The organism is Winogradskyella sp. PC D3.3, from assembly GCF_054366245.1.
The window spans coordinates 2,691,642-2,715,167 of the sequence record NZ_CM135962.1; the positions used below are offsets into that span (position 1 = coordinate 2,691,642).

At 30.5% G+C, this 23,526-nt stretch carries 27 protein-coding genes and 1 pseudogene; 1 reads left to right on the forward strand and 27 read right to left on the reverse strand.

Annotated features, from left to right (window positions below; all coding sequences use genetic code 11):
* Positions 1-38: 38 nt before the first annotated feature.
* From ACXGSQ_RS11785 to ACXGSQ_RS11870, 18 genes and pseudogenes are all read right to left on the reverse strand, one after another.
* Complete coding sequence (locus tag ACXGSQ_RS11785; protein ID WP_458626374.1) at positions 39-917, reverse strand: IS3 family transposase; 879 nt, start codon at positions 915-917, stop codon at positions 39-41.
* Between the two features lie 18 nt (positions 918-935).
* Positions 936-1,346, reverse strand: coding sequence for a helix-turn-helix domain-containing protein (locus ACXGSQ_RS11790; RefSeq protein WP_458626375.1), 411 nt, complete (start codon positions 1,344-1,346; stop codon positions 936-938).
* A gap of 219 nt (positions 1,347-1,565) precedes the next feature.
* Positions 1,566-1,778, reverse strand: coding sequence for a heavy-metal-associated domain-containing protein (locus ACXGSQ_RS11795; RefSeq protein ID WP_458626376.1), 213 nt, complete (start codon positions 1,776-1,778; stop codon positions 1,566-1,568).
* A gap of 17 nt (positions 1,779-1,795) precedes the next feature.
* Entirely contained in the window at positions 1,796-4,009 is a 2,214-nt protein-coding gene (locus ACXGSQ_RS11800; protein WP_458626377.1) for a heavy metal translocating P-type ATPase, read from the reverse strand.
* A 105-nt stretch (positions 4,010-4,114) separates the two neighbouring features.
* Positions 4,115-4,654: a helix-turn-helix domain-containing protein gene (locus ACXGSQ_RS11805; protein ID WP_458626378.1), complete on the reverse strand. Its 540-nt coding sequence runs from the start codon at positions 4,652-4,654 to the stop codon at positions 4,115-4,117.
* Positions 4,655-4,727: 73 nt separating this feature from the next.
* A pseudogene (locus ACXGSQ_RS11810) lies at positions 4,728-5,555 on the reverse strand (IS3 family transposase); the annotation flags it as partial.
* A 132-nt stretch (positions 5,556-5,687) separates the two neighbouring features.
* A complete protein-coding gene (locus ACXGSQ_RS11815) occupies positions 5,688-5,951 on the reverse strand; it encodes a transposase (protein ID WP_458626379.1) in 264 nt (87 codons plus the stop codon).
* Positions 5,952-6,091: 140 nt separating this feature from the next.
* Positions 6,092-7,087 (reverse strand): IS30 family transposase, encoded by a 996-nt coding sequence (locus ACXGSQ_RS11820; protein ID WP_458626380.1) that lies wholly within the window; start codon positions 7,085-7,087, stop codon positions 6,092-6,094.
* A gap of 214 nt (positions 7,088-7,301) precedes the next feature.
* Complete coding sequence (locus ACXGSQ_RS11825; RefSeq protein WP_458626381.1) at positions 7,302-8,669, reverse strand: TlpA family protein disulfide reductase; 1,368 nt, start codon at positions 8,667-8,669, stop codon at positions 7,302-7,304.
* A 162-nt stretch (positions 8,670-8,831) separates the two neighbouring features.
* Entirely contained in the window at positions 8,832-9,413 is a 582-nt protein-coding gene (locus tag ACXGSQ_RS11830; protein ID WP_458626382.1) for a hypothetical protein, read from the reverse strand.
* A gap of 194 nt (positions 9,414-9,607) precedes the next feature.
* Entirely contained in the window at positions 9,608-10,480 is an 873-nt protein-coding gene (locus ACXGSQ_RS11835; RefSeq protein WP_458626383.1) for an IS3 family transposase, read from the reverse strand.
* Positions 10,402-10,665, reverse strand: coding sequence for a hypothetical protein (locus ACXGSQ_RS11840; RefSeq protein WP_458626384.1), 264 nt, complete (start codon positions 10,663-10,665; stop codon positions 10,402-10,404). Before ACXGSQ_RS11840 ends, ACXGSQ_RS11835 begins: the two co-directional genes overlap by 79 nt.
* Before the next feature lie 400 nt (positions 10,666-11,065).
* The gene (locus ACXGSQ_RS11845) at positions 11,066-11,368 is read right to left on the reverse strand and encodes a type II toxin-antitoxin system RelE/ParE family toxin (RefSeq protein WP_458626385.1); all 303 of its coding nucleotides are present in this window, start codon (positions 11,366-11,368) and stop codon (positions 11,066-11,068) included.
* Entirely contained in the window at positions 11,352-11,585 is a 234-nt protein-coding gene (locus ACXGSQ_RS11850; RefSeq protein WP_458626386.1) for a hypothetical protein, read from the reverse strand. Before ACXGSQ_RS11850 ends, ACXGSQ_RS11845 begins: the two co-directional genes overlap by 17 nt.
* Before the next feature lie 199 nt (positions 11,586-11,784).
* Complete coding sequence (locus ACXGSQ_RS11855; RefSeq protein WP_458626387.1) at positions 11,785-12,462, reverse strand: hypothetical protein; 678 nt, start codon at positions 12,460-12,462, stop codon at positions 11,785-11,787.
* 153 nt (positions 12,463-12,615) lie between these two features.
* On the reverse strand, positions 12,616-13,137 hold the full coding sequence (locus tag ACXGSQ_RS11860) for a hypothetical protein (RefSeq protein ID WP_458626388.1): 522 nt from the start codon (positions 13,135-13,137) through the stop codon (positions 12,616-12,618).
* A gap of 248 nt (positions 13,138-13,385) precedes the next feature.
* Positions 13,386-14,381, reverse strand: a complete 996-nt coding sequence (locus ACXGSQ_RS11865) for an IS30 family transposase (RefSeq protein WP_458626389.1) — start codon at positions 14,379-14,381, stop codon at positions 13,386-13,388.
* A 208-nt stretch (positions 14,382-14,589) separates the two neighbouring features.
* A complete protein-coding gene (locus ACXGSQ_RS11870) occupies positions 14,590-15,072 on the reverse strand; it encodes a hypothetical protein (RefSeq protein WP_458626390.1) in 483 nt (160 codons plus the stop codon).
* Positions 15,073-15,492: 420 nt separating this feature from the next.
* On the opposite strand from ACXGSQ_RS11870, the gene ACXGSQ_RS11875 reads away from it, so the two are divergent.
* Positions 15,493-16,458 carry an IS110 family RNA-guided transposase gene (locus ACXGSQ_RS11875; protein ID WP_458626370.1) on the forward strand — a complete coding sequence of 322 codons (966 nt, stop codon included), beginning with the start codon at positions 15,493-15,495 and terminating at the stop codon, positions 16,456-16,458.
* A 43-nt stretch (positions 16,459-16,501) separates the two neighbouring features.
* On the opposite strand, the gene ACXGSQ_RS11880 is transcribed toward ACXGSQ_RS11875, so the two are convergent.
* The 9 genes from ACXGSQ_RS11880 to ACXGSQ_RS11920 form a co-directional block, all read right to left on the reverse strand.
* Complete coding sequence (locus tag ACXGSQ_RS11880; RefSeq protein WP_458626391.1) at positions 16,502-17,209, reverse strand: outer membrane beta-barrel protein; 708 nt, start codon at positions 17,207-17,209, stop codon at positions 16,502-16,504.
* A gap of 197 nt (positions 17,210-17,406) precedes the next feature.
* Entirely contained in the window at positions 17,407-17,754 is a 348-nt protein-coding gene (locus tag ACXGSQ_RS11885) for a hypothetical protein (RefSeq protein ID WP_458626392.1), read from the reverse strand.
* A gap of 195 nt (positions 17,755-17,949) precedes the next feature.
* Positions 17,950-18,267: a type II toxin-antitoxin system RelE/ParE family toxin gene (locus tag ACXGSQ_RS11890; protein WP_166388055.1), complete on the reverse strand. Its 318-nt coding sequence runs from the start codon at positions 18,265-18,267 to the stop codon at positions 17,950-17,952.
* Complete coding sequence (locus tag ACXGSQ_RS11895; RefSeq protein WP_166388054.1) at positions 18,258-18,500, reverse strand: hypothetical protein; 243 nt, start codon at positions 18,498-18,500, stop codon at positions 18,258-18,260. Before ACXGSQ_RS11895 ends, ACXGSQ_RS11890 begins: the two co-directional genes overlap by 10 nt.
* Positions 18,501-18,738: 238 nt before the next feature.
* Positions 18,739-19,308, reverse strand: a complete 570-nt coding sequence (locus tag ACXGSQ_RS11900; RefSeq protein WP_458626393.1) for a hypothetical protein — start codon at positions 19,306-19,308, stop codon at positions 18,739-18,741.
* A 129-nt stretch (positions 19,309-19,437) separates the two neighbouring features.
* On the reverse strand, positions 19,438-19,773 hold the full coding sequence (locus ACXGSQ_RS11905) for a hypothetical protein (RefSeq protein ID WP_458626394.1): 336 nt from the start codon (positions 19,771-19,773) through the stop codon (positions 19,438-19,440).
* Positions 19,774-19,976: 203 nt separating this feature from the next.
* Positions 19,977-20,849, reverse strand: coding sequence for an IS3 family transposase (locus ACXGSQ_RS11910; RefSeq protein WP_458626395.1), 873 nt, complete (start codon positions 20,847-20,849; stop codon positions 19,977-19,979).
* Positions 20,771-21,229 carry a helix-turn-helix domain-containing protein gene (locus tag ACXGSQ_RS11915; RefSeq protein WP_458626396.1) on the reverse strand — a complete coding sequence of 153 codons (459 nt, stop codon included), beginning with the start codon at positions 21,227-21,229 and terminating at the stop codon, positions 20,771-20,773. Before ACXGSQ_RS11915 ends, ACXGSQ_RS11910 begins: the two co-directional genes overlap by 79 nt.
* Before the next feature lie 816 nt (positions 21,230-22,045).
* Entirely contained in the window at positions 22,046-23,359 is a 1,314-nt protein-coding gene (locus ACXGSQ_RS11920; protein ID WP_458626397.1) for a carboxypeptidase-like regulatory domain-containing protein, read from the reverse strand.
* Positions 23,360-23,526 lie beyond the last annotated feature (167 nt).

Consider the following 23,526-nt stretch of genomic DNA (forward strand, 5'->3'; position numbering starts at 1 on the left):
TTTAGAAGGCAAAAAAATAGTTTGAACTATGTCTGTTCTTAAATCGTTAGTTCAGGTAAATTTACTTTATTTTTTCTATACGACTTGTATTTGATATTAGGATTTAAATGTACTTCGGCTGGTTTTCTTAAACCCAAGCTAAAATGCGTTCTTAAATTGTTATAAATGTAGACTGCTTGCTCAGTCATTTTTTGAGCTAGTTCTGTGTTTTTAATAGTTTGTTTTAATCCATATTCGTATTTCAACGTTCTGTTAATTCGTTCTGCTACAGCGTTTTCATATGGGTCGTATTGTTCTGTCATACTCATTATGATATTGTTGTCTTCAGCAAAAGCTGTATACTTAGGATTGCAGTATTGAAAACCTCTGTCGGAATGATGAATAAGCTTTTGATCAGGGTATTTTCTGTTTTTAATAGCCATAGCGAGTGCATCGGTGCAAAGTGATGTTCTCATATGGTTATCGAGTTTATAGCCCATAATCTGCTTGGAATAGGCATCTGTAACAATGGCTAAGTAATTATGTCCATATTGTGTTTTAATGTAAGTGATATCACTTACCCAAAGTTGTTCTGGTCGAGTAGGAACGTGGTCTTTAACCAGGTTCTTATATTTTTTGTACATACGGTTTGAGTTTGTTGTAGTGATGTAATTTTTAGTTTTAGGAATCAAAAGGTTATTTAGTCTTAGGAAGCGATAGAACTTGTCTCTACCAATCTTAATATCAGCATTTATAAAGTCTTGCTTTAGTTCTTTGTGTAGCTTAATTCCACCGGTTTTCGAGCCTACTTTTTTACGGTAGTCCTTGACCATTTCAATCATTTTTTGATGATCTATTTGTTGTTTTTGTTGCGCTTTGATTCTTTTGTAGAAGGCTTGTTTAGATATCTCACTTGAGCGAAGCGGATGCACGAACACTTATAAAAAGAATAGAAATTAAGTGAGTAAAACATCCATAGAACCACATTCTTTTAAACGGTTTTTCTTTTTTAGCTCTATCTCTTTTGCTAATGTTTTGGGCAATGACTTTTTTGACATATCGACGCCTGTAATAAGTTCCATATCAGCTATAATATCCTGTTGGAAGTCTTTTTGAAACTCTAGTTCTTCAATCTTTTCCTTAAGTTTTTTAATTTCCTTGTCTTTACTCATACCATTGTTTTGTTGTACTAAGGTACTGTATTTTCTCAACCAATAGGTAATTGTGGTTCTAGGAATATCATACTTTTTAGAGGCAAAGTTTGTAGATATCTGACCGTTTAAGATTTGGTCAACGACAAGAAGTTTTGTTTCTAAGGTTACTTTTTGATAGCTTTTTTTTCGCCAGTGTTCATTTTGTGTTTTCATAAGTGACTATAATTAAAGGTTTAATTTTTAGTCAACCTATTTCAGGAAAATTCATTCCTCAAATGTTTTACAACGGTCTTGTATATGAAAAGTAGCGGATTTATTTGTACTAACCTTTCGGAAAGCAATATACTTAATTAAACCCAAAAACGATTCAGGCTTAGACCTGAATCGCTATTTTTTATATACGTTGTTGTATACCGTTTTACTTTTAATCAGCTATAGAATCTCTTCAATTTCAAATCCAGCTTTTTTTACAGACTCAATAATAACTCCTTTATTGTCATCTTCTAATTCTATTTCTAGAATCTTATCTGGATTTTCTGTATCGACTTTCCAAGTTTCAATATTATCTAATTCATTTAAAAAAGGAGTAACTGATTTGATACATCCATTACAATTAATGTTTGTTTTGTATTTTACTGTTGTCATATTTAAGGTGTTTTAAATTATTTAATGGTACTGTTTTTTAATCGTAAACTGTTGGCAAGCACAGATATTGAGCTCAAAGACATAGCTGCTCCTGCAATCATGGGGTTTAGCAGAAATCCATTGAAAGGATAGAGAATACCTGCAGCAATAGGAATAGCAATAAGGTTATAAATAAACGCCCAAAATAAGTTTTGTTTAATCGTTTTCATGGTCGCTTTTGACAATTGAATGGCTTTTACAATTTGTTTTAAATCTGATTGCATTAGGGTAATCCCAGCACTTTCCATGGCTATATCTGTTCCGCTTCCCATGGCAATACCTACATCTGCTTGAGCTAAGGCATGTGAATCATTTATTCCATCTCCTGCCATGGCAACTACTTTTCCTTGTCCCTGTAATTGCTTAACAAATGCTCCTTTGTCGGCAGGCAATACATTGGCTTGAAAATGTTTAATTCCAACTTTCTTTGCAATTGCTTTAGCTGTATACTCATTGTCTCCAGTAAGCATATGTATGTCTATTCCCATTTGATTTAGCTTTTGTATGGCAGAAATAGTGGTTTCTTTTACTTTGTCTGCTACAGCAATAATGCCTACAACTGTATTTTCAACTCCTACATAAACAATTGTTTTCGCTTCTAATTTTAAATCATTGCCCTTTGTAGATAATTCATTTGGAATCATTATATCATTTTGAAGCATGAGGTTCTCATTACCAATTCTATATGTAATGTTTTCAAATTTAGCTTCAGCTCCCAACCCCGTAATACTTTGAAACGATTCAATAGCAACACTATTCGTATTTGATTTTTTTAGATGTTGAACAATAGCTTCTGCTATTGGATGTTCCGATTCAGATTCTATGGCTAATACTATTTTTTCAAGATGGGTTGATTCTATGTTTTTATCCCAAATTAAATCTGTAACTTTTGGTTTCCCTTCAGTTATCGTTCCTGTTTTGTCAAGAATTAAAGTATCAATTTTATAAGCTGTTTCTAAAGATTGAGCATCCTTAATTAATATTCCTTGCTCAGCTCCTTTTCCAACTCCAACCATTAATGCTGTTGGAGTTGCCAAACCTAATGCACACGGACAAGCGATTATCAATACGGTGATAGGCGTAAGTAATGCATAAGTTAATGAAGGTTCTGGGCCTAGAAAATACCATAGTGCGAATGTTAATATAGCTAACCCAATCACAATAGGAACAAATATACCAGCAACTTTATCTGCCATTTTTTGAATAGTGGGTTTGCTGGATTGTGCCTGTTCAACTAATTTAATGATTTGAGAAAGTAAGGTTTCACTTCCTATTTTATTTGCAATTATTCTTAATGCTCCTTTTTGATTTATGGTGCCTGCAAAGACCTTACTTCCTTTCGTTTTCTCAAGAGGAATCGGTTCCCCAGAAATCATACTTTCATCAATAAAAGACGTTCCTTTTTTTACTTTACCATCAACAGGTACTTTGTCTCCAGGTTTTAAGATAATTAGTTCTCCTTTAAGGATTTCATCGTACGATATAATCAGTTCTTCTCCATTTCTAATAGCGGTCACCTTTTTAGGTTTTAAACCCATTAGTTTTTTAATTGCTGAAGAAGTTTTACTTTTTGCTTTTTCCTCAAAAAAACGTCCTAATAAGATTAAGGTAATAATGATGACTGCTGATTCATAATAAACGTGAGGAGCGAGTCCTTTGCTTAAAAAATATTGAGGGTTTACAGTATTGAATACACTAAATATAAAAGCAATTCCAGTACTCAATGCCACGAGGGTATCCATATTAGCGGAAAAATGCTTTAACTTTTTCCAAGCAATGATGTAAAACTCAGCTCCACTCCAAAATAATACAGGTATTGAAAGCGCCATCATAATCCAATTCTCATAAGGTATTTGTCCCATGAAAAACATAGCCATAATAAAAATGGGGATAGAGAAAACGGCAGAAAAAAGCAGTTTGAATTTAAGTGATTCGAGTCTTTTTTCTTCTAATTCTTCAAATACTTTTTGAGTGTTTTGGTTTGCTCCAAATATGAGTGTATAGCCTATTTCTTTAATTTTTTCACTAATGGTTTCAATTGAAATTTGTTTTTCATCATATTCTAATGTTACCGATTGATTGGGGTAATTAACCGCGACTTTGATAATACCTTTCTGTGGTTTTAAATATGACTCTACACTGACTGCACATGCTGCACATGTCATTCCCGCTATTTTGTATTGTTCCTTCATGCTATATCTTTCTTGATAGAACAAAAGTATAGCTGTTGTTTACAAAACCTATTACAGAATTATGACTATTAGTTATAGAATTTTGATTCGTCTAAAAACTTTCACCTAAAGTGAATCTAAGGATTGATGATTGGGGTCTTTTAATTTTTTAAATTCAGTAGGAGACATGCCTGTTTCTTTTTTAAATTGAGCAGAAAGATGAGCGACACTGCTGTAATTCATTTGAAAAGCAATTTCTGAAAGGGTATATTCTTTATAAAAGAGGAGTTCTTTTACGCGTTCGACCTTTTGTCTGAGAACAAAACGTTCAATGGTAATTCCTTCGACAGAAGAAAAAAGACGGCTAAGCGATGAATATTCTTGATGTAATTTTTCAGAAAGGTATACCGAAAAATTCGTGGTTAACTGTTCTTTTGTATGGTGTATTTGTGTTATAACTATAGTTTTAATCTGTTCTATAGTTTTTTGATTCTTATCTTGAAGTAATTCGAATCCTCTTTTTGTTAAGTACTCACTTAGTTTAGATTTTAAACTATCATTTAGTTCTGACGTACTTTCTATTTTGCCTAATTGAATATGCTTTAGGGAAATATTCAATTCTTCACAAATATCTTTTACCACGTCAATACAACGTGGGCAAACCATATTTTTTATGTAGATTATATTTGAATTTATTTTAATGTCTTGTCCTGAAATATGGCTACAGGTTAAAATTGAATTAAGCTGATAATTTATATACCATATTAGGTGTTTTATAATCTAAAGATAAATGTAATCTTACTTCATTGTATAAATTAATTGCATTTTTTGCAGCTCTCTTAGCGTGACTCACGTTATCAAAGGTTTGGTCTAAATAAAATTCATCTTTTAAAATTCCATTTACACGTTCAGCCATTGCATTTTCGTAACAATGATTTTCTTCTGTCATACTAATATCTATCTTTTTTCTTTTGAGTATTTGTGTGTATACATTGCTACAATATTGTATTCCTCTGTCGGAATGATGTATAAGTCCATCAACATTTTTAGCTTGATATATGGCTTTATTAAGGGCTCTGACACAACCTTTTAATCCCAGGCTATCACTAAGGTCATACCCAACAATTTTACGAGAATACATATCTGTTATTAAAGCCAAGTAGCAAAACCCTTTTATGGTTCTAATGTATGTTATGTCAGACACCCAAACTTGATTAGGTTTAGTTACTTCAATGTCTTTAATAATGTTATTATACTTATAAAAACGATGATAAGAATTTGTTGTTCTTGCACTTGTTTTCTTTCTAAGTGTCAGCATATTGTGTTTTCTAAGAACGTTAAATAGCGTGTCTCTACCTACTTTAAGGTTAGCATTTGTAAATTCGTTGTTTAATGATTTTATGAGTTTACGTACGCCTTCTCTAGGAAGGGATTTACGTTTTTTACTGACTATGGTTATAATCTGTTGCTCTAGTTTTAAACGCTTATCAGCTCTAGATTTGTATTTATAATACGCATCGCGTTTAAGCCCAAAACAATGACTTATAGTCGTTAAAGAAGCAAATCCCTTAGATTTCTCTTTAGCTTTACTTAAGGCTTTATACTTAACTTTTTTTTTAGTTCACTAACAGATTTGTAGCCTAGATCTTCAGCAGCGACTTCTAGGTAAGAATCCAATACCATAGCATCCAGATCCTTTTTAAGTAGTAGTTTTTTTAAGCTTTTCAATCTCTTTTTGAAGTGCTTTAATTCTTGATATTTCGTCTTTTGTTTCCACTTTTACTCTGGTGTTCATTAAGTCTTTACGATTGTACTTTTTAATCCACACATTCACTGTTGTAGGTGCAATAGAGTAGAGCTTGCATAGTTCACTCTTTGTGTGTTTTCCGGTTGTAAGTTCGGCTAAAATTTTTAATTTGAAAGGTTCACTGTAACGTCTAATTACTTTGTCATTTTTGTACATAATGTTTAAAATTATGTAGCCTTTATTCAGGGTGCATTCAAGGCCTTAACGCAACAAAAGTTGCTAATTAGTTATGGTACAATTTAATTTTTTCTTTCCAAAAAACCTAGCCTTTTTGAAGGCTTTTTGGAAAGAAAAAATTAGACAGAGTTTAGTTCTAAGACTTCAAGAGGTGTTTTATAACCTAATACTTTTCTAGGTCTGTTATTGAGTTTACTTTGTATACTTTTTAGTTGCCTATTATCTACAGATCTAAAGTCTGTTTTTTTAGGTAGATATCGTCTAATAAGCCCATTAGTATTTTCGTTAGTTCCTCGTTCCCAAGACGCATAAGGATTCGCAAAATAAATGTCCATTTGTGTGTTCTTAGCCAACCATTTATGGTCAGCCATTTCCGTTCCATTATCATAAGTCATAGTTTTTGTAAGCTTGTTATCAAAACGCTTAAGTTCTTTAGCAAAAGCTCGAGTAACAGACTTGGTAGTTCTGTTTTTAAGACTAATAATTAGAGTGTATCTGGATTTGCGTTCAACGATAGTTCCGATAGCAGATTTTTGAGCTTTACCTATAACCAGGTCACCTTCCCAATGTCCAATTTCCTGTCTGTTTTCAATATGTTCAGGTCTTTGAGTTATGTTTATCTGATCTTTGATTTTAGAGCCTTTCTTACGTCTAGCTTTTGGTTTTCTTCGTCTAGATTTTTGATAGGGAAGAAGCTTTATGAGTTTTTTGTTTAGGCTAGCTTTCGGATGCGAATAGATGTGCATGTAGATTGCTTCGTGCGAGATTGTCATCACAGAATCATTAGGGAAATCGATTTTAATTCGTCCCGAAATCTGTTCAGGCGACCAGTTTTTTAAAAGTCTTTTATAGACATAAAAACGCAATAAAGAATAGGTGCCTATTTTGTCTAAATTTCGTTTGTTTAAATAGTCATCCTTAGCCAACCAATCGGCAAGAGAAGCATCGTATTTATCGTTAGGATTAGATACCCATTTATTTACTTCTCTGGTTATGGTAGAACGTGAACGATTGAGCTTTTTGGCAATGAAAGATTTGGATTTGTCATCTTCCAAAAATGTCTGAATAATGATGCGTTCTTTAAGTGATAATCGTTTATGCTTTTTTGTGTTCATACAACAAATCTAAAATTTTGATTTGTTGCGTTAAGTTATTGAATTCGGAGATGTTTTTTTCGCATTGCTCACAACGGTTTTGTATATGGTTTGTTGCGTGGTTAAGCACCTAATTTAGCAAATAAAAACCGAATAGAAAATCCGCGAGGGTTTTCGTAAGTAGGCTAGAACTAGCCATTAATTATATACGGTGTTGTAAAACGTTTTTTAATTCCTACCAATATTTATGATTTTTGATATCTCTTAATTTTGATAAAAACTGTGGTTCGTGAGGATGATAAAATGCTTGGTCAATCAAATTCATATTTTTATCAATTAACACATAACGAGGAATCGACTGCATTTCTATAAACTTGGTAAATCCTTTGTTATTTTCCATTTTTTCATCAAACCAAAAACTTAATTCTTGTTCCAATTCTACGGTTTTTAACTTCCATTTTTCTTTATCTTTTTCTTTGTCAACACTAAAACTCAAAACTTTAATATTTTTTGGGATTGACATTTTATTCATTGTCTTTACTCCTTGAATACAAGGCGCACACCACGTAGCCCAAAAGTCAATCAAGTAATATTTAGAACTACTTTTAGAAAGTATTTCTGAAATTTTAATTTCCTTATTGTTTTTGTCAATCAGTTTTATTTTACTTAAATATTCTTTGAATTTTTTATTGTTCAAAGGTGTTATTTGTTTTTTGATATGTGTTGAATCTCTTTTGTAAAAGTCAGTAGTTTTTAACCAATCTACAGCTTTGTTAAATTTTGCATCTCCTTTATTGTCCTCAAATTTCAAAAAACGATATGCACCAATTGCGAGAAGTTCAATATAGGTTTCTGAGTTGTTTTTAGTATTTAAATTCTCGTAATCCAATAATTCAGCATTATTTTTGAAGTAATTGAATAAAAGACCTAATTGAGCTCCACCTGTCATTATTGAATTACTGTTTTTTAGAAATGCTTCAACTCGTTTGTCTTTTGGATTTGCTTTTTGAATTTCATCTAAATAAAGCATTTCATTTATTTGAGAGTTTGGTCTTTGATTGTTTGTAAGCCTTTTAAAATAATCGCTTAAACTATCCAATTCTTTTATATAGTCCTTGCTCTCCATTGTTTTATTCTTAAAATGTTTGCCTCTTAAATCTTTGTAACTCTTATAAATGCTATCTGTGAGAATATGTTGAGAAGTTTTCTTTTTAAATTCAATTAGCTTAGTATCAAATTTGAGTTGTAAATCGGTCATTTCTTGGCTTGCAACGAAATGTCTATTTATCCTTTGAAAATTCTTGTTTTCGTCATATTCAAAAGTGCCAAAATTCATTTGATAGTAATCATATAACAATGGAAGTTCTTTCGTGATGATTGTGTCTTTGTCACTTTTATTTTTGAATTCTAAATAAAACTCATCATAAGGTTTAAGCCAAACATTTATTCCAATTGATGTTTTTGCTGGCATTTCCAAAGAAATAGATATGGAATCTCTTTTGACTACTATATTCTCTTGTAAATTTTCTGATTCAACTTGTTTTTCTTCTTTGCACGAAGCGAAAAAAAGTGTAATTAGTATTAAGGTTAGTACTTTGTTCATTGGTTTGTCAAAATGTTTTACAACGTTTTGTGTATCTTTCAGTGGCGATCAAAGAAGCGATGCACTTCGTTTTTCAGTCGTAAAGTTAGAAAATAAATCCCAGACTTTTGGTTGCAACTCCCAAACTTCGCCATTGAAGATACATAGTGTTGGTAGCCGTTTTTATTCTTCATTTTTTTCCATACTCATATCAATTATATTTATCGTATTAATATTGTTAAGTTTACTAATTTCAAGAGTTTTTTTTTGTAATTTTTTTCCTAAGAAAGTGCCTGATACTATATAAATATCCCATTTAGGGTTTTGAACAGTTTTTTCATTATTGTAGCTGATTTTTAAATTCTGTTTAATCGTTTTATTTATTAATCCATATATATCTTGAATACTATCCTGATTTACAATTAGTTCATTTTTATTTAATAGTTCTACATCATAGCTCACATCTTCATAACATGATAGTCTATATTTCTCCTTCGACTCTAAATTATTTACTACAATTAAAGGAAAGTTATTTTGTTTTATTAAAAAACTAAACAAAGAGTCCTGCTCTTTAAAAGTATAAATCTTCAAATTATAATCATTATTTTCTATAAAACCATTATAGTATTCTAACCTATTTTCTTCACTTACGTGCTGTTTAAAGTCCTTAATTCCTAAAAAAGTCTTTAAAGTTAATTGACAAGAAAACAAACTTAGTGGCAAAATTACCATTAAGCTTATTTTTAAAAATTGGTTTGTTCTCATTATGTGATTAATTTGTTATAATATCTAATATCACATAGCCGTGAGGAAATTCGTCAGAAACCATAACTTCATAGTCTTTTGGTATAATGTATTATACTGAAATAGGTTGACTCTTTTTGGTTACTATTTAGACGTTCAAAAGATTTTTTTCAGCCGTTTAGAAGGCAAAAAAATAGTTTGAACTATGTCTGTTCTTAAATCGTTAGTTCAGGTAAATTTACTTTATTTTTTCTATATGACTTGTATTTGATATTAGGATTTAAATGTACTTCTGCAGGTTTTCTTAAATCCAAGCTAAAATGCGTTCTTAAATTGTTATAAATGTAGACTGCTTGCTCAGTCATTTTTTGAGCTAGTTCTGTGTTTTTAATAGTTTGTTTTAATCCATATTCGTATTTCAACGTTCTATTAATTCGTTCTGCCACAGCGTTTTCATATGGGTCGTATTGTTCTGTCATACTCATTATGATATTGTTGTCTTCAGCAAAAGCTGTATACTTAGGATTACAGTATTGAAAACCTCTGTCAGAATGATGAATAAGCTTTTGATCAGGGTATTTTCTGTTTTTAATGGCCATAGCGAGTGCATCGGTGCAAAGTGATGTTCTCATATGGTTATCGAGTTTATAGCCCATAATCTGCTTGGAATAGGCATCTGTAACAATGGCTAAGTAATTATGTCCATATTGTGTTTTAATGTAAGTGATATCACTTACCCAAAGTTGTTTTGGTCGAGTAGGAACGTGGTCTTTAACCAGGTTCTTATATTTTTTGTACATATGGTTTGAGTTTGTTGTAGTGATGTAATTTTTAGTTTTAGGAATCAAAAGGTTATTTAGTCTTAGGAAGCGATAGAACTTGTCTCTACCAATCTTAATATCAGCGTTTACAAAGTCTTGCTTTAGTTCTTTGTGTAGTTTAATTCCACCCGTTTTCGAGCCTACTTTTTTACGGTAGTCTTTGACCATTTCAATCATTTTTTGATGATCTATTTGTTGTTTTTGTTGTGTTTTGAGTCTTTTGTAGAAGGCTTGTTTAGATATCCCAAAACATCCATAGAACCACATTCTTTTAAACGGTTTTTCTTTTTTAGTTCTATCTCTTTTGCTAATGTTTTGGGCAACGACTTTTTTGACATATCGACGCCTGTAATAAGTTCCATATCAGCTATAATATCCTGTTGGAAGTCTTTTTGAAACTCTAGTTCTTCAATCTTTTCCTTAAGTTTTTTAATTTCCTTGTCTTTACTCATACCATTGTTTTGTTGTACTAAGGTACTGTATTTTCTCAACCAATAGGTAATTGTGGTTCTAGGAATATCATACTTTTTAGAGGCAAAGTTTGTAGATATCTGACCGTTTAAGATTTGGTCAACGACAAGAAGTTTTGTTTCTAAGGTTACTTTTTGATAGCTTTTTTTCGCCAGTGTTCATTTTGTGTTTTCATAAGTGACTATAATTAAATGATTAATTTTTAGTCAACCTATTTCAGGAAAGTTCATTTATCTAATTGGGTACAACGTGTTTGTATATGGTTTGTTGCGTGATTCAGCAACTAAGTTAACAAATAAAAACGGAATAGAAAATCCGCGAGGATTTTCGTAAGTAGGCTAGAACTAGCAATAAATTATATACGGTGTTATGCAACGGTTTTTATAGCTTTTTCTTATTCGGATTCTTTCTGTTAGCAAACAAAGAAACAATCTCAATGGAATTTTTATTAATTCGGTAATAAAGATTATTGTGTTTTTCGACTACAGCTTTTCGGATATTTTTTTTCTCCAATGATACTGGGAAAATTTCTGGTGATTTTGAAATCAGCTCTATTGTATGGTCTAATTTTGCAGAGAATCTTCTTAATTCTCTTTCAGTCCATTTGTTCTCAAGATATTCAATAGTCTCTTTTAGTTCAGATATTGCGTGGTCAGTCCACAGAATTTTATAGCCACTTTTCATAAATTCCTTTCACGTTTGAGTGAGAAGTCAATTTTCCGTTGTCAGCATCTTTAATTCCTTTTTCAATAGACTCTCTTTCGCTTGCAGAAATTTCATTCCACCAATCGTTTTTCTCTTTCTCTCTTAATTTCATTAGTTTGTCAATCAGAGAAGTATCATTCAAAGTCGATAACCATTGAATTAATTCTATTTTTTTATTTTCTAAACTTAAATCCATAATATCAAATTTACAAATTTAATCTAAATATTCAATTTTTGAGGGTGATTTTAACTGTTGCATAACGGTCTAGTATAAGAATAGTTGCGGGTTTTAAGCACTAAAGTTAGCAAATAAATCGCAGATAGAAAGTCCGCGAGGACTTTCGTAAATTGGCTAAAACCAGCAATTAATTTTATACGGTGTTAGGCAACGTTTTTTATTCAATATAATTATTTCCTTTTATAGTCCAATCTGACAACTCTTCATATTCTACAATTTTCCAATTATTACAATGGAATGTTCCTTTTACTTTAAAATCATTTTCAATAAAACCAAAAGGACTAGGCAACTCTAATTCGTAATTTCCCCAAACATTTTGAGCAATTTTATAATCAAATCTGTTGATTTTAATTTCATAATGTTTAATTGAAGTTGAATCTGTTTTGTTGTTTTCAAATTGTGATTCTGTAGATGCTTTAAAAACCTTTATTTTCTCCACAATAGAATCTTTCAAATAAAAAGTCAAAAATCTGTATTGTCTATCAATTCCCATTTGAAATTCGGTTGCACTTTTGTTTCCTTTTTCAAGTTCACTCAAAGAAGGAAATTCAGTTCTGATTTGAATTTTTAAGGTATTGTTTTTAACGTTCTTTTCGCAATTACAAAATCCTATTAAAGTGTCAATTTTTTTGTCAGAAAATGTATAAATTAAATCTACCTTTTGAAGTTGCAAAGTAGAATCTCTTTCGATAGTAGAAATTTTATTTTTATTTATTTCTACAATATTCGTTTTTGTTTCAATATTAGGTTCAATTTTTTTCGGTTTAATATCTTTTTTACAAGAAAATAAACTCATTAATAATACTAAACTTAATATGTGAAAACTGTTTTTCATTAATGTTGCCTAACGTCTCCGTATATGAGAAGTAGCAGGTTAAAACGTAGTTAATTTTCAGATTATAAACAAAAATAGCAGAAAAGAACAAACCTTTGGTTTAGCTCTTAACTGCTATTTTTTATATACCGTGTTGGTAGCAGTTATAATATTTTAGCAATCTATAACTCTTCCACAAACTACTGCATTAAGCGAATTTCTTTTAACCCTTAAATCCATACATTGACCAGACCCTAACTTATCTGATAATTCTTTCGATGCCGCTTCCATTTTACTTTTTACACAGGATTCAGAATAGCAAGTCCCAAATTTTTTCCAGCCACTACCACTACCACAAGCGCCATTGACAACTGGGTCTGTAATCGGGCTAATTGTAATTAAATCATCTTTTATGTTAATATCAAAACCGTCAATAAACTCATCAGTTGAGTTTTGGTTTTTCATCATAATATTTTCATCATAATCTTTTGAGTATAATTCTTTAATAGTTAATTCAATTACATCATCTAGTGATACTTTGTTTAAATCAAATTGATTTGTCATTTTGAAATCAACATTGCTTAAATCAAGTTCTAAATTCAAACCATTTTCAGGTAAATCTGAAACATTTTCTTGCTCACAGGATATTGCAAACATTATAAGCGGTAAAAGTAAATAAAATTTCATTTTTTTCATTTTGTTAAATTTTTATGTTCAAACATTTTTTGAACGGTTAATAATTATTTTTTCTGTAGCTTTATATTCAAACTCTTTATACAAATTTATCATTTTTTTTAAATTCCAAAAGCTGGATGGTATTAATTTGTTAATTAGGTGCATTCAAGGCCTTAACGCAACAAAAGTTGCTAATTAGTTATGGTACAATTTAATTTTTTCTTTCCAAAAAACCTAGCCTTTTTTGAAGGCTTTTTGGAAAGAAAAAATTAGACAGAGTTTAGTTCTAAGACTTCAAGAGGTGTTTTATAACCTAATACTTTTCTAGGTCTGTTATTGAGTTTACTTTGTATACTTTTTAGTTGCCTATTATCTACAGATCTAAAGTCTGTTTTTTTAGGTAGATATCGTCTAATAAGCCCATTAGTATTTTCGTTAGTTCCACGTTCCCAAGACGCATAAGGATTCGCAAAATAAATGTCCATTTGTGTGTTCTTAGCCAACCATTTATGGTCAGCCATTTCCGTTCCATTATCATAAGTCATAGTTTTTGTAAGCTTGTTATCAAAACGCTTAAGTTCTTTAGCAAAAGCTCTAGTAACTGATTTGGTAGTTCTGTTTTTAAGACCAATAATTAAGGTGTATCTGGACTTACGTTCCACAATAGTTCCGATGGCAGACTTCTGTGCTTTTCCTATGACCAGGTCTCCTTCCCAATGTCCGATTTCCTTTCTGTTTTCAATATGTTCAGGTCTTTGAGATATATTTATTTGGTCTTTGATTTTAGACCCTTTCTTACGTCTTGCTTTGGGTTTTCTACGTCTTGATTTTTGATAGGGAAGTAGCTTTATTAGTTTTTTGTTAAGACGAGCTTGTGGATGCGAATAGATGTGCATATAGATTGCCTCATGGGATATTGTCATCACAGGATCATTAGGATAATCGATTTTAATTCGCCCCGAAATCTGTTCAGGCGACCAGTTTTTCAAAAGTCTTTTATAGACATAAAAACGCAGTAAAGAATGTGTTTCAATCTTGTCTAAATTCCGTTTATTCAGATAGTCTTCTTTAGCACACCAATCGGCAAGAGAAGCATCGTATTTATCGTTAGGATTAGATACCCATTTATTTACTTCTCTGGTTATGGTAGAGCGAGATCGATTGAGCTTTTTGGCAATGAAAGATTTGGATTTATTCTCTTCCAAAAGCGTCTGAATAATGACACGTTCTTTAAGAGATAATCGTTTATGCTTTTTTGTGTTCATACAACAAATCTAAAATTTTGATTTGTTGCGTTAAGTTATTGAATTCGGAGTTTCTCATTTCAAATTATTGCCAACGTGTTTGTGTATGATTAGTTGCGTGGTTAAGCAACTAAATTAGTAAATAGAAAACGAACCAGAGGAAATTCCGAAGGAATTTCCAAGCAAGCTAGAAACTAGCAATTAAATATACACGATGTTATGTGCTGGCTTATTCCGCAAATATTATATTCCAACGTTCTTTTTCAGATATAACTCTATTAATTAAAATTCGTAAATCAAAGTCCTCTTCATCAACAAAAGGTGTTGGGTCATTTTCAATTGGAATTATTGATTTTATTTGTTTGTGTTTTTGTACGTATAGAACGATTCCGTTTTGTTTTAGAGAAAAAAATAATTCAGTTCCGACTAGTTTCAATTCAGATTCTGTCTCATTATTTATTTCAATCAGTTTATTTTCGGATAAGAAATACAGTTGGCTTTTATTACGAAAAAATGTCATTCGAGCTTTTCCGATTTTTTGACTAAATCCGCTGTGATTAAATTCCGCTTTAATTTTCGGATTCAGCATTTTATTTGTCCAAGTCAAAAACGAATCCCATTCAATTTTTTTTGTATTGAAATTCAGAATTCCATTCTTCCAGGCATTTTTATGCTCCTTAATTAATATTTTATTATCATCTGATTGTTTCAAGTACGATTTTTTTTAGCTTGCACATAACGGTCTTGTATATGAAACGTAGCGTATAAATAGACGCTAAACTTTCGGATTATGCACGAGCCGAATTTTTTAATTTTCTTTTTTTCTTAATTACACAAAAAGCCAAATTAAAAAATTTGGCGTTCTTTGCAAATATACACGAACCTCTCGGAAAGCCCATAATAGCTATGTTTTATATACGTCTTAAGTTTACAAATTATTAAATTAGATTAATAAATCAGAAAGAACAAAAGAGAGAATTAAGGTTAGTATACACGGTGAAGCCAAGACTTCGACAACATTGATAATCCTCTCTCTTTTTCTACCTAAATTTCGTTCAGTTCTGTGAGACCAAGATCTCGTTTTTAAGTTGTTGAAAGTAAAGTAGAATGTCCTTTCTAAAACTCATTTTTTATGAATAAAGATAAAGAAATTTATGGTATTGACATTAGTAAAAATGTTTTTGATGTGTATTGCGAGTCTATAGGTCATATTCAATTAAATAATGATGAAAAAGGCTTTAAAACACTATTAAAAAAGCTACCTAAAGCAGCTTTGGTAGTTATGGAAGCTACAGGCTATTATCATTACAGGTTAGCTCAGTTTTTAGATAAAAACGAAGTAGCAGTATCAGTAGTAAACCCATTGTCAGTTAAACGCTTTATACAGATGAAATTGGCTAAAGTAAAAACAGATAAGAGTGATGCAAAAGCGATTTGTGAGTATGGAACGATGAACAATTTGCCAATGTACAGTGCCTTGACAGCTATTCAAGCAGAATGTCTACAACTCTTTAGATTGTTGGATAATTATTTAAAGAAACGCACCCAGACCAAGAATAAGAAACATGGCGAGGAAGTCTTAGGTATTCCATCGAAATATGTTTATCAGTCTTTAAAACGAGATTTAAAGCATTTAGACAACGAGATTAAAGGCATAGAATTAAGGTTGTTGGAACTAGTAAAACAAGATCAGCAACACCAATTAACCTTATTAAATAGCATTCCAGGAATAGGCATAAAAACTGCTTTGTTTTTAATAGTTGTAACAGATGGTTTTAAGAAGTTTGAAAGCGCATCACAGCTTTGCAGTTATGTAGGCATTACACCAACAATAAGGGAATCTGGAAGTAGTGTTAGAGGACGCAGTAGGATAAGCAAAGTAGGGAATAAGAAGTTAAGAAACATGTTGTTTTTATGTGCTTTTTCGGCCAGTAAGCATAATAAGGCATGTAGAGAAATCTATGAACGAATAGTAGCCAAAGGGAAGCGCAAAAAACAAGCCTTAATAGCTGTTGCCAATAAGTTATTAAAACAAGCTTTTGCCATTGCAAAAAGTGGTTTGCCTTATGATGAAAACTTTGTTTCTAAATTAGCTTAAAATTGCTTGTTTTTTAACTCAGTTCTTTGTTAGCATACGTTATTTATATAATTATTCCAATTCCCAAATTCACTGTTGTAGGTTCTTTTTCATTTTTAAATTCAATGTATTGGCTCAAATCAGAATCAGAATCATTATTCTTTATTGAATTAAAATATTGGTTAATTCTCAAAAGAATAAAACCTTTTTTATCTGATGAAAAGGATATATTTTTCTTTAATTGAATGAACGCACCAAAACTTACTGAATTATAATTATCTTTAATATCATTATCGTAACTGATCTTAGGATTACTAAAATTTGGGTCGCTTGGGTCAATTATATCAATTTGAGATAGATTTGTTGTCGTGTCTCCTTTTTCTTTTGCAGATATCAAAAAGCTAGCAAATCCTCCAATTCCAAATTGATAAGATTTATCTTGGCTAAAATGAAAGTTAAAATTTATTGGTGTCTGAATTTGACTAATACTTCGATTTCCTTTATTCGTAACTGCTCCTATTTTATCTTCGATAGAAAATCTGTCCAGAAAAAATCCAATTCCAAAGTCAAGAGATGATTTCTCATTAATTGAATAATTTACACTTGGTAAAATAAATGCGCCTATGTTTATTGAAGATTTAATTTCAGGACTTCCATCAACATTAGTATTTGTTAGTTCACTTGTTTTCGGAACAGATAATGTTGGTCCTGTAGATAAATGAAAATTAATTTTTTTGTCTTGTGAGTAAATTTTGGTTAAAAAACCAATCATAAAAATCAGTAAAATTCTTTGTTTTATTGTTCAGTTTGGGTTTCGTGGTTAATGTATGCTAACGGTCTCGTATATGATTTGTTGCGTGTTATAAGCGAGTAAGTTAGCAAATAAAAACCGAAATAGAAAAACCGCGAGGTTTTTCGACAGTAGGCAAGAAGCAGCTATAAATTATATACATTGTTGTATGCAGTGCTTTATTCCATATAAGCTATATTTTCTCCAATTTTATATCTTAACCAATTTTTTTTCAATTCAGGTTCTCGACTTATTGTTCCACCATTTAGGTTAACTTTAAATTGTCCAAATACAAATATTTCTTGAGTGCTTTTATTAATAACAATTTCATCAGCGTTTAAAAATTCAAACACACTTGTTTTCAGATTCGCATTTCCGACAAGAGTTATTGTTTCTTTTTCTTTATTTAGTTTTACAGTTTCATCACAAGAGTAAGTCAATTCATTTTCAGATTTAATTTCGTTTTGAGAATAACAATTCAGCCCAAAAGCTAAAATAAGGCTTGCAGTAATAATTAATTTTTTCATAGTTTTTCTATTTTAATGTTCAAATTGTCTTTTTCAGAGTTCGTCGCTCGCATTGCATACAACGTGTTTTTATATGGTTTGTTGCGTGGTTAAGAATGTAAGTTAGCAAATAAAAACCGAATAGAAAATCCGCGAGGGTTTTCGTAAGCAGGCTAGAACCAGCAATAAATTATATACGGTGTTGGCAACTGGCTTTTATTTTTTCCGTTCTATTTTTATTGGGTTTTGGCGAGTATCAAAAACATCATTTATTTCAATTCTGTTTTCTGTATTGTTAATCCAATAAATGACTTTATAATTTTTATAGACTAAATATCTGAATTCTTGTTTTCTATTCTTAAGAAGTTCTTCAGCTTGTCCAATTTCTGGTTGCCTTTTAAGTTTTAAAGTCTCATTATAAATTCCGTTAACGATTTTTTTTGCTATTCGATTTCCGGCTTTTTCTCGATAATATTGATAAATTTTTTCTAGTTCTTTTTGAGAAAAATTAGTCCAAAATAATTTTAATTCCATTTATCGATACTGGCTTTTAATTCGCTGGATTCTATTAGTCGACCATTTAGTGAATCTTCCATAGATTTGTCAATTCGAGAATTAAATTCCTCCATAGACATTGGTTTAAACTCTCCATTATCTGAAATTTTGTTTTCTTTTCTAAGGATTTTTTCAAGTCGCGAAATTACATCTTCACTTTGAATCTTTAAAAACTCTTGAATAAGTTCTAGTTTTCTTGTTTGTAAATCCATTTTATTAGCTTTTTATCAAAGATACAAAAATATCAATTTAATACTCTATATTTCTTTAATTGACGAATTTCATAGCTTGTTGCCAACGTGATTGTATAAGGTTAGTTGCGATGGTTATAAACGCAACTTAACAAATATGAACTTATATTGGTTTTTAAATTAAGATTCAAAATAAGCGATTACATAGCAATTAATTTTATACGGTGTTGTAATTAGTTTTTTATTTTATGTCGATTATTTATTTCATACGTTCTTTAATAGTAAGTTTCTTATTGTTTGTGCTATCATTATGGTTCATTGTTTCAGTTGGTGTTTGGGGTATGTCAGAGGTCAGAAGTGGGAGAGGTTCCGTTTGACTGGTAAGCGTTGATCCCGTTTTTTCTTTTTTAAATAACAAGGAAAATAATTCAACTTCTCTAATCCAATATCCAACAGGTATTCCTGCAATGAATATCCCGATTATAGATTTTAAAATAAAATCATTTGTTTTGTGAGAGAACCAATTTCGGTCTTTAGGTTTGTAAACACCTTTTTCTTTTAATGTTTGTTTACAATTATCTAAAAAATTAACAAATTCATTTTCTCTATTTTTTAAAATACTTGGTTTATTTTCTTTAGGAACTTTTGTGTGAAAATCAATATCGAATTTAAATTTATTAATATAATGAAACTCAGGTGAGTATTTACCAAAAAAGTCAATAACAAAAGAACAAGTTTGAATAACTAATTGCTTATCATTCTGAATGTTTTTATTTAAAACCTTTTGTTTTTGGTTTTCCAAAATTTGTATTGCTTTCTTTCGTTTCATTTAAATTATTGTAATTAGTTTTTGTTATGGTTAAAATTGATATTAATAACGCTTACGATAGAGAATTTGGAAAATTGTACTTATTAGGCTTTTGGTCAGATTCCGATTATGTTTCAGGTAGAAATTATTTTAATTCTCTTTCTGATTCTGAGAAGGAAGCTCGCCTCGGTCATATTGAGAAAGTAAATCCCTCAATGATTGTTCGTTTTCTGGATAAAGTTTTAAATAAGGTTCTCTATCTACGTAATTCATATCTTTTAAAAAGATAAACAAATGTGCTAGTAATTCGTTATACTGTTTGTAAATTTCAGCAGTTTTATCGGACAGTAGTTCTGTGTTTTTCTTTTCGAGTTCTTTGAACATTTTTTGCGCTCTTAAATTTAATTCAGCGTTATGTGATTCTCTTATAAAGTCGTTAGATTTTTTCAATTTATCAACATCTATTGATTCTAATAAGATTTTCATTTTAGAGTATAGTCCGTTTTGTATATAAAATGCTATTCCTAAAGCTAATAAAACTATTGAGTTTATTGTTTCGTTCGTGAGTAATGTTCATAGTTATGTATTATACTGAAATAGGTTGACTCTTTTTGGTTACTATTTAGACGTTCAAAAGATTTTTTTCAGCCGTTTAGAAGGCAAAAAAATAGTTTGAACTATGTCTGTTCTTAAATCGTTAGTTCAGGTAAATTTACTTTATTTTTTCTATATGACTTGTATTTGATATTAGGATTTAAATGTACTTCTGCAGGTTTTCTTAAATCCAAGCTAAAATGCGTTCTTAAATTGTTATAAATGTAGACTGCTTGCTCAGTCATTTTTTGAGCTAGTTCTGTGTTTTTAATAGTTTGTTTTAATCCATATTCGTATTTCAACGTTCTATTAATTCGTTCTGCCACAGCGTTTTCATATGGGTCGTATTGTTCTGTCATACTCATTATGATATTGTTGTCTTCAGCAAAAGCTGTATACTTAGGATTACAGTATTGAAAACCTCTGTCAGAATGATGAATAAGCTTTTGATCAGGGTATTTTCTGTTTTTAATGGCCATAGCGAGTGCATCGGTGCAAAGTGATGTTCTCATATGGTTATCGAGTTTATAGCCCATAATCTGCTTGGAATAGGCATCTGTAACAATGGCTAAGTAATTATGTCCATATTGTGTTTTAATGTAAGTGATATCACTTACCCAAAGTTGTTCTGGTCGAGTAGGAACGTGGTCTTTAACCAGGTTCTTATATTTTTTGTACATATGGTTTGAGTTTGTTGTAGTGATGTAATTTTTAGTTTTAGGAATCAAAAGGTTATTTAGTCTTAGGAAGCGATAGAACTTGTCTCTACCAATCTTAATATCAGCGTTTACAAAGTCTTGCTTTAGTTCTTTGTGTAGTTTAATTCCACCCGTTTTCGAGCCTACTTTTTTACGGTAGTCTTTGACCATTTCAATCATTTTTTGATGATCTATTTGTTGTTTTTGTTGTGTTTTGAGTCTTTTGTAGAAGGCTTGTTTAGATATCCCAAAACATCCATAGAACCACATTCTTTTAAACGGTTTTTCTTTTTTAGTTCTATCTCTTTTGCTAATGTTTTGGGCAACGACTTTTTTGACATATCGACGCCTGTAATAAGTTCCATATCAGCTATAATATCCTGTTGGAAGTCTTTTTGAAACTCTAGTTCTTCAATCTTTTCCTTAAGTTTTTTAATTTCCTTGTCTTTACTCATACCATTGTTTTGTTGTACTAAGGTACTGTATTTTCTCAACCAATAGGTAATTGTGGTTCTAGGAATATCATACTTTTTAGAGGCAAAGTTTGTAGATATCTGACCGTTTAAGATTTGGTCAACGACAAGAAGTTTTGTTTCTAAGGTTACTTTTTGATAGCTTTTTTTTCGCCAGTGTTCATTTTGTGTTTTCATAAGTGACTATAATTAAATGATTAATTTTTAGTCAACCTATTTCAGGAAAGTTCAGTTTTCAAATGTGTTACAACGTGATTGTGTATGATTAGTTGCGTGGTTTAAGCACTAAAGTTAGCAAATAAATCACAGATAGAAAAACCGCGAGGTTTTTCGACAGTAGGCTAGAAGCAGCTATGAATTATATGCATTGTTAGCTAACGTTTTTTTTTATTTTGCGAACTACTCCTTTGTACATTTACGGGATCTTTTGTTATTCATTCGTCATTTTAATATTTGACTTATTATCAAATAAAATCTCCGAATTATTATTCCGTTATGCTCCGCTACGAGAACCAGGTTTGTTTTTCATCCAAATTTTCGTGACATCAGAAACGATTGATTTAAACCACTAATTTCAAATTTTTAAACTGCGAACAGTTCGGCCGTACGTTTTACCATTCCGCTTATCAGCCAAAAGTTGAGGATTGCAATATTTTCGAATTAATAAACAAAAGTTGGGCAAGCCAAATTTCGTGCGTAAAGTTCCGAAAGAGTAAGAAATTCCAGCGTAATATATTTTAAGTTTCAGTTTTGAATTCCAGCGTAGTTTTCTGAAGCAAATAAGCAAAGAACTTTGTGAAAGCCTTGAAATTGCTGATTTGCAGCAAAATGTTTGCTAACGTGTTTGTGTATGATTAGTTGCGTGGTTAAGCACGTAATTTAGCAAATAAAAATCGAATAGAAAATACGTGAGTATTTTCGTAAGTAAGCTAAAAAAAGCAATTAATTATACACGGTGTTGGCATTTCGTTTTTTGCTTTACTCTAGCACAAATTAATCTATATCACGTTTCATTAGAGATAAAATTTCTTGTTCTGGTTGTTCGGTATTCAGTTCGTTAGTAGTTAGATTGAGTTTTTGTTTAATACCGTTCAAAAAAAGTTTATTAGTGTCCTTATTTTTGAACAGAGTATTTAATTCATTACTCAAAAAGTCATCTATTAAATCTTTGTTTTTCCAATACGAAGAATTATAATTATTATAAACTTGAGAGAATCTAAAAAGAAATCTATTTGAAGAAATTGAGTTACGGTAGTTTTCTCTTTCTGTTATGTTGATATTTTTGAAATTAAGAATCCCTTTTGACTGAATTTTTGAAAACATAAGTTTGTATGAAATATCTTTTGGATAAATAATATTTTCAATTTGATTATAGTTTATTGTAAAAATTACATCTATTCCTTTTTTTTTATTTCTATATCGTCTAAAAAGAGAAGTTACCTTTTTTAAAGTAAAATTCTCTTTAGTTACTATTATCTGTCCTCTAATATAATAAAATTTTCTTCCTTTTATATTTACATCTGGCTTTTTAGTTTCATAATTAATCACATAACATTCATCATTATTTAATTCAATAGTGTCTTCTAAAGTGAATTTATAAAGGCTACTTCCTCTTTTATTCAATGGATGTCCGTTTTCAAAAAAACGATAATTTAGTAAAAATCCACTATTAAAAATTTCTAATCCAAAATGAGTATAAGCTTGATTGCCTTCTTTTAAAATAGTATTTTCTTTTTTCAGTTTATAAAAATTCTCTTCAGTTCTTCTAGATTCTTCTGGGACTAATATTGGCCAATTCCATACGTCAGGATCATCACCTAATGAAAATAAATTCCCATCAACTTCTATATAAGAAGGAAAAGAATCTTTTAATTTTGATATTTGTTTTAAGTTCACTGAAGACCAATAAGGTTCTTTTCTAACTTGGTTTTTATAGTTTGTTCTAGCTAATTTTAAAATCTCTTTTTTTTGTATTTTGTTTACTGAAATGACAACTTCTTCTAATTCGTTATTCTTACTGAATAGGTTTACTTCTGAATTACTTATCAAACTATTTAATTTATATAATTTAGTTTGATATGAAATATGTGAAAAAACAATGTTCTTTTCTAGTTGACTAGGTAGTTCTATAATATATTTTCCTTCAATGTTTGTATATGTTAAAATTTCATTATCAACTATAATTAAAACATCTGAAAGGGGGGCTTTAGAGTATTCATCAAATACACTTCCTGTAATTTTAATATTTTGAGAAAAAAGTAATGTACTTAAACAAATGAAATAAAACGTTAGAGTAATTTTTTTCATAATTATAAAATTTTGTTTTGATTGCGAGTGTTTATTAAATGAATGCCAACGGTCTCGTATATGATTTGTTGCGTGTTATAAGCGAGTAAGTTAGCAAATAATAACGAAAATAGAAAAACCGCGAGGTTTTTCGACAGTAGGCAAGAAGCAGCTATAAATTATATACA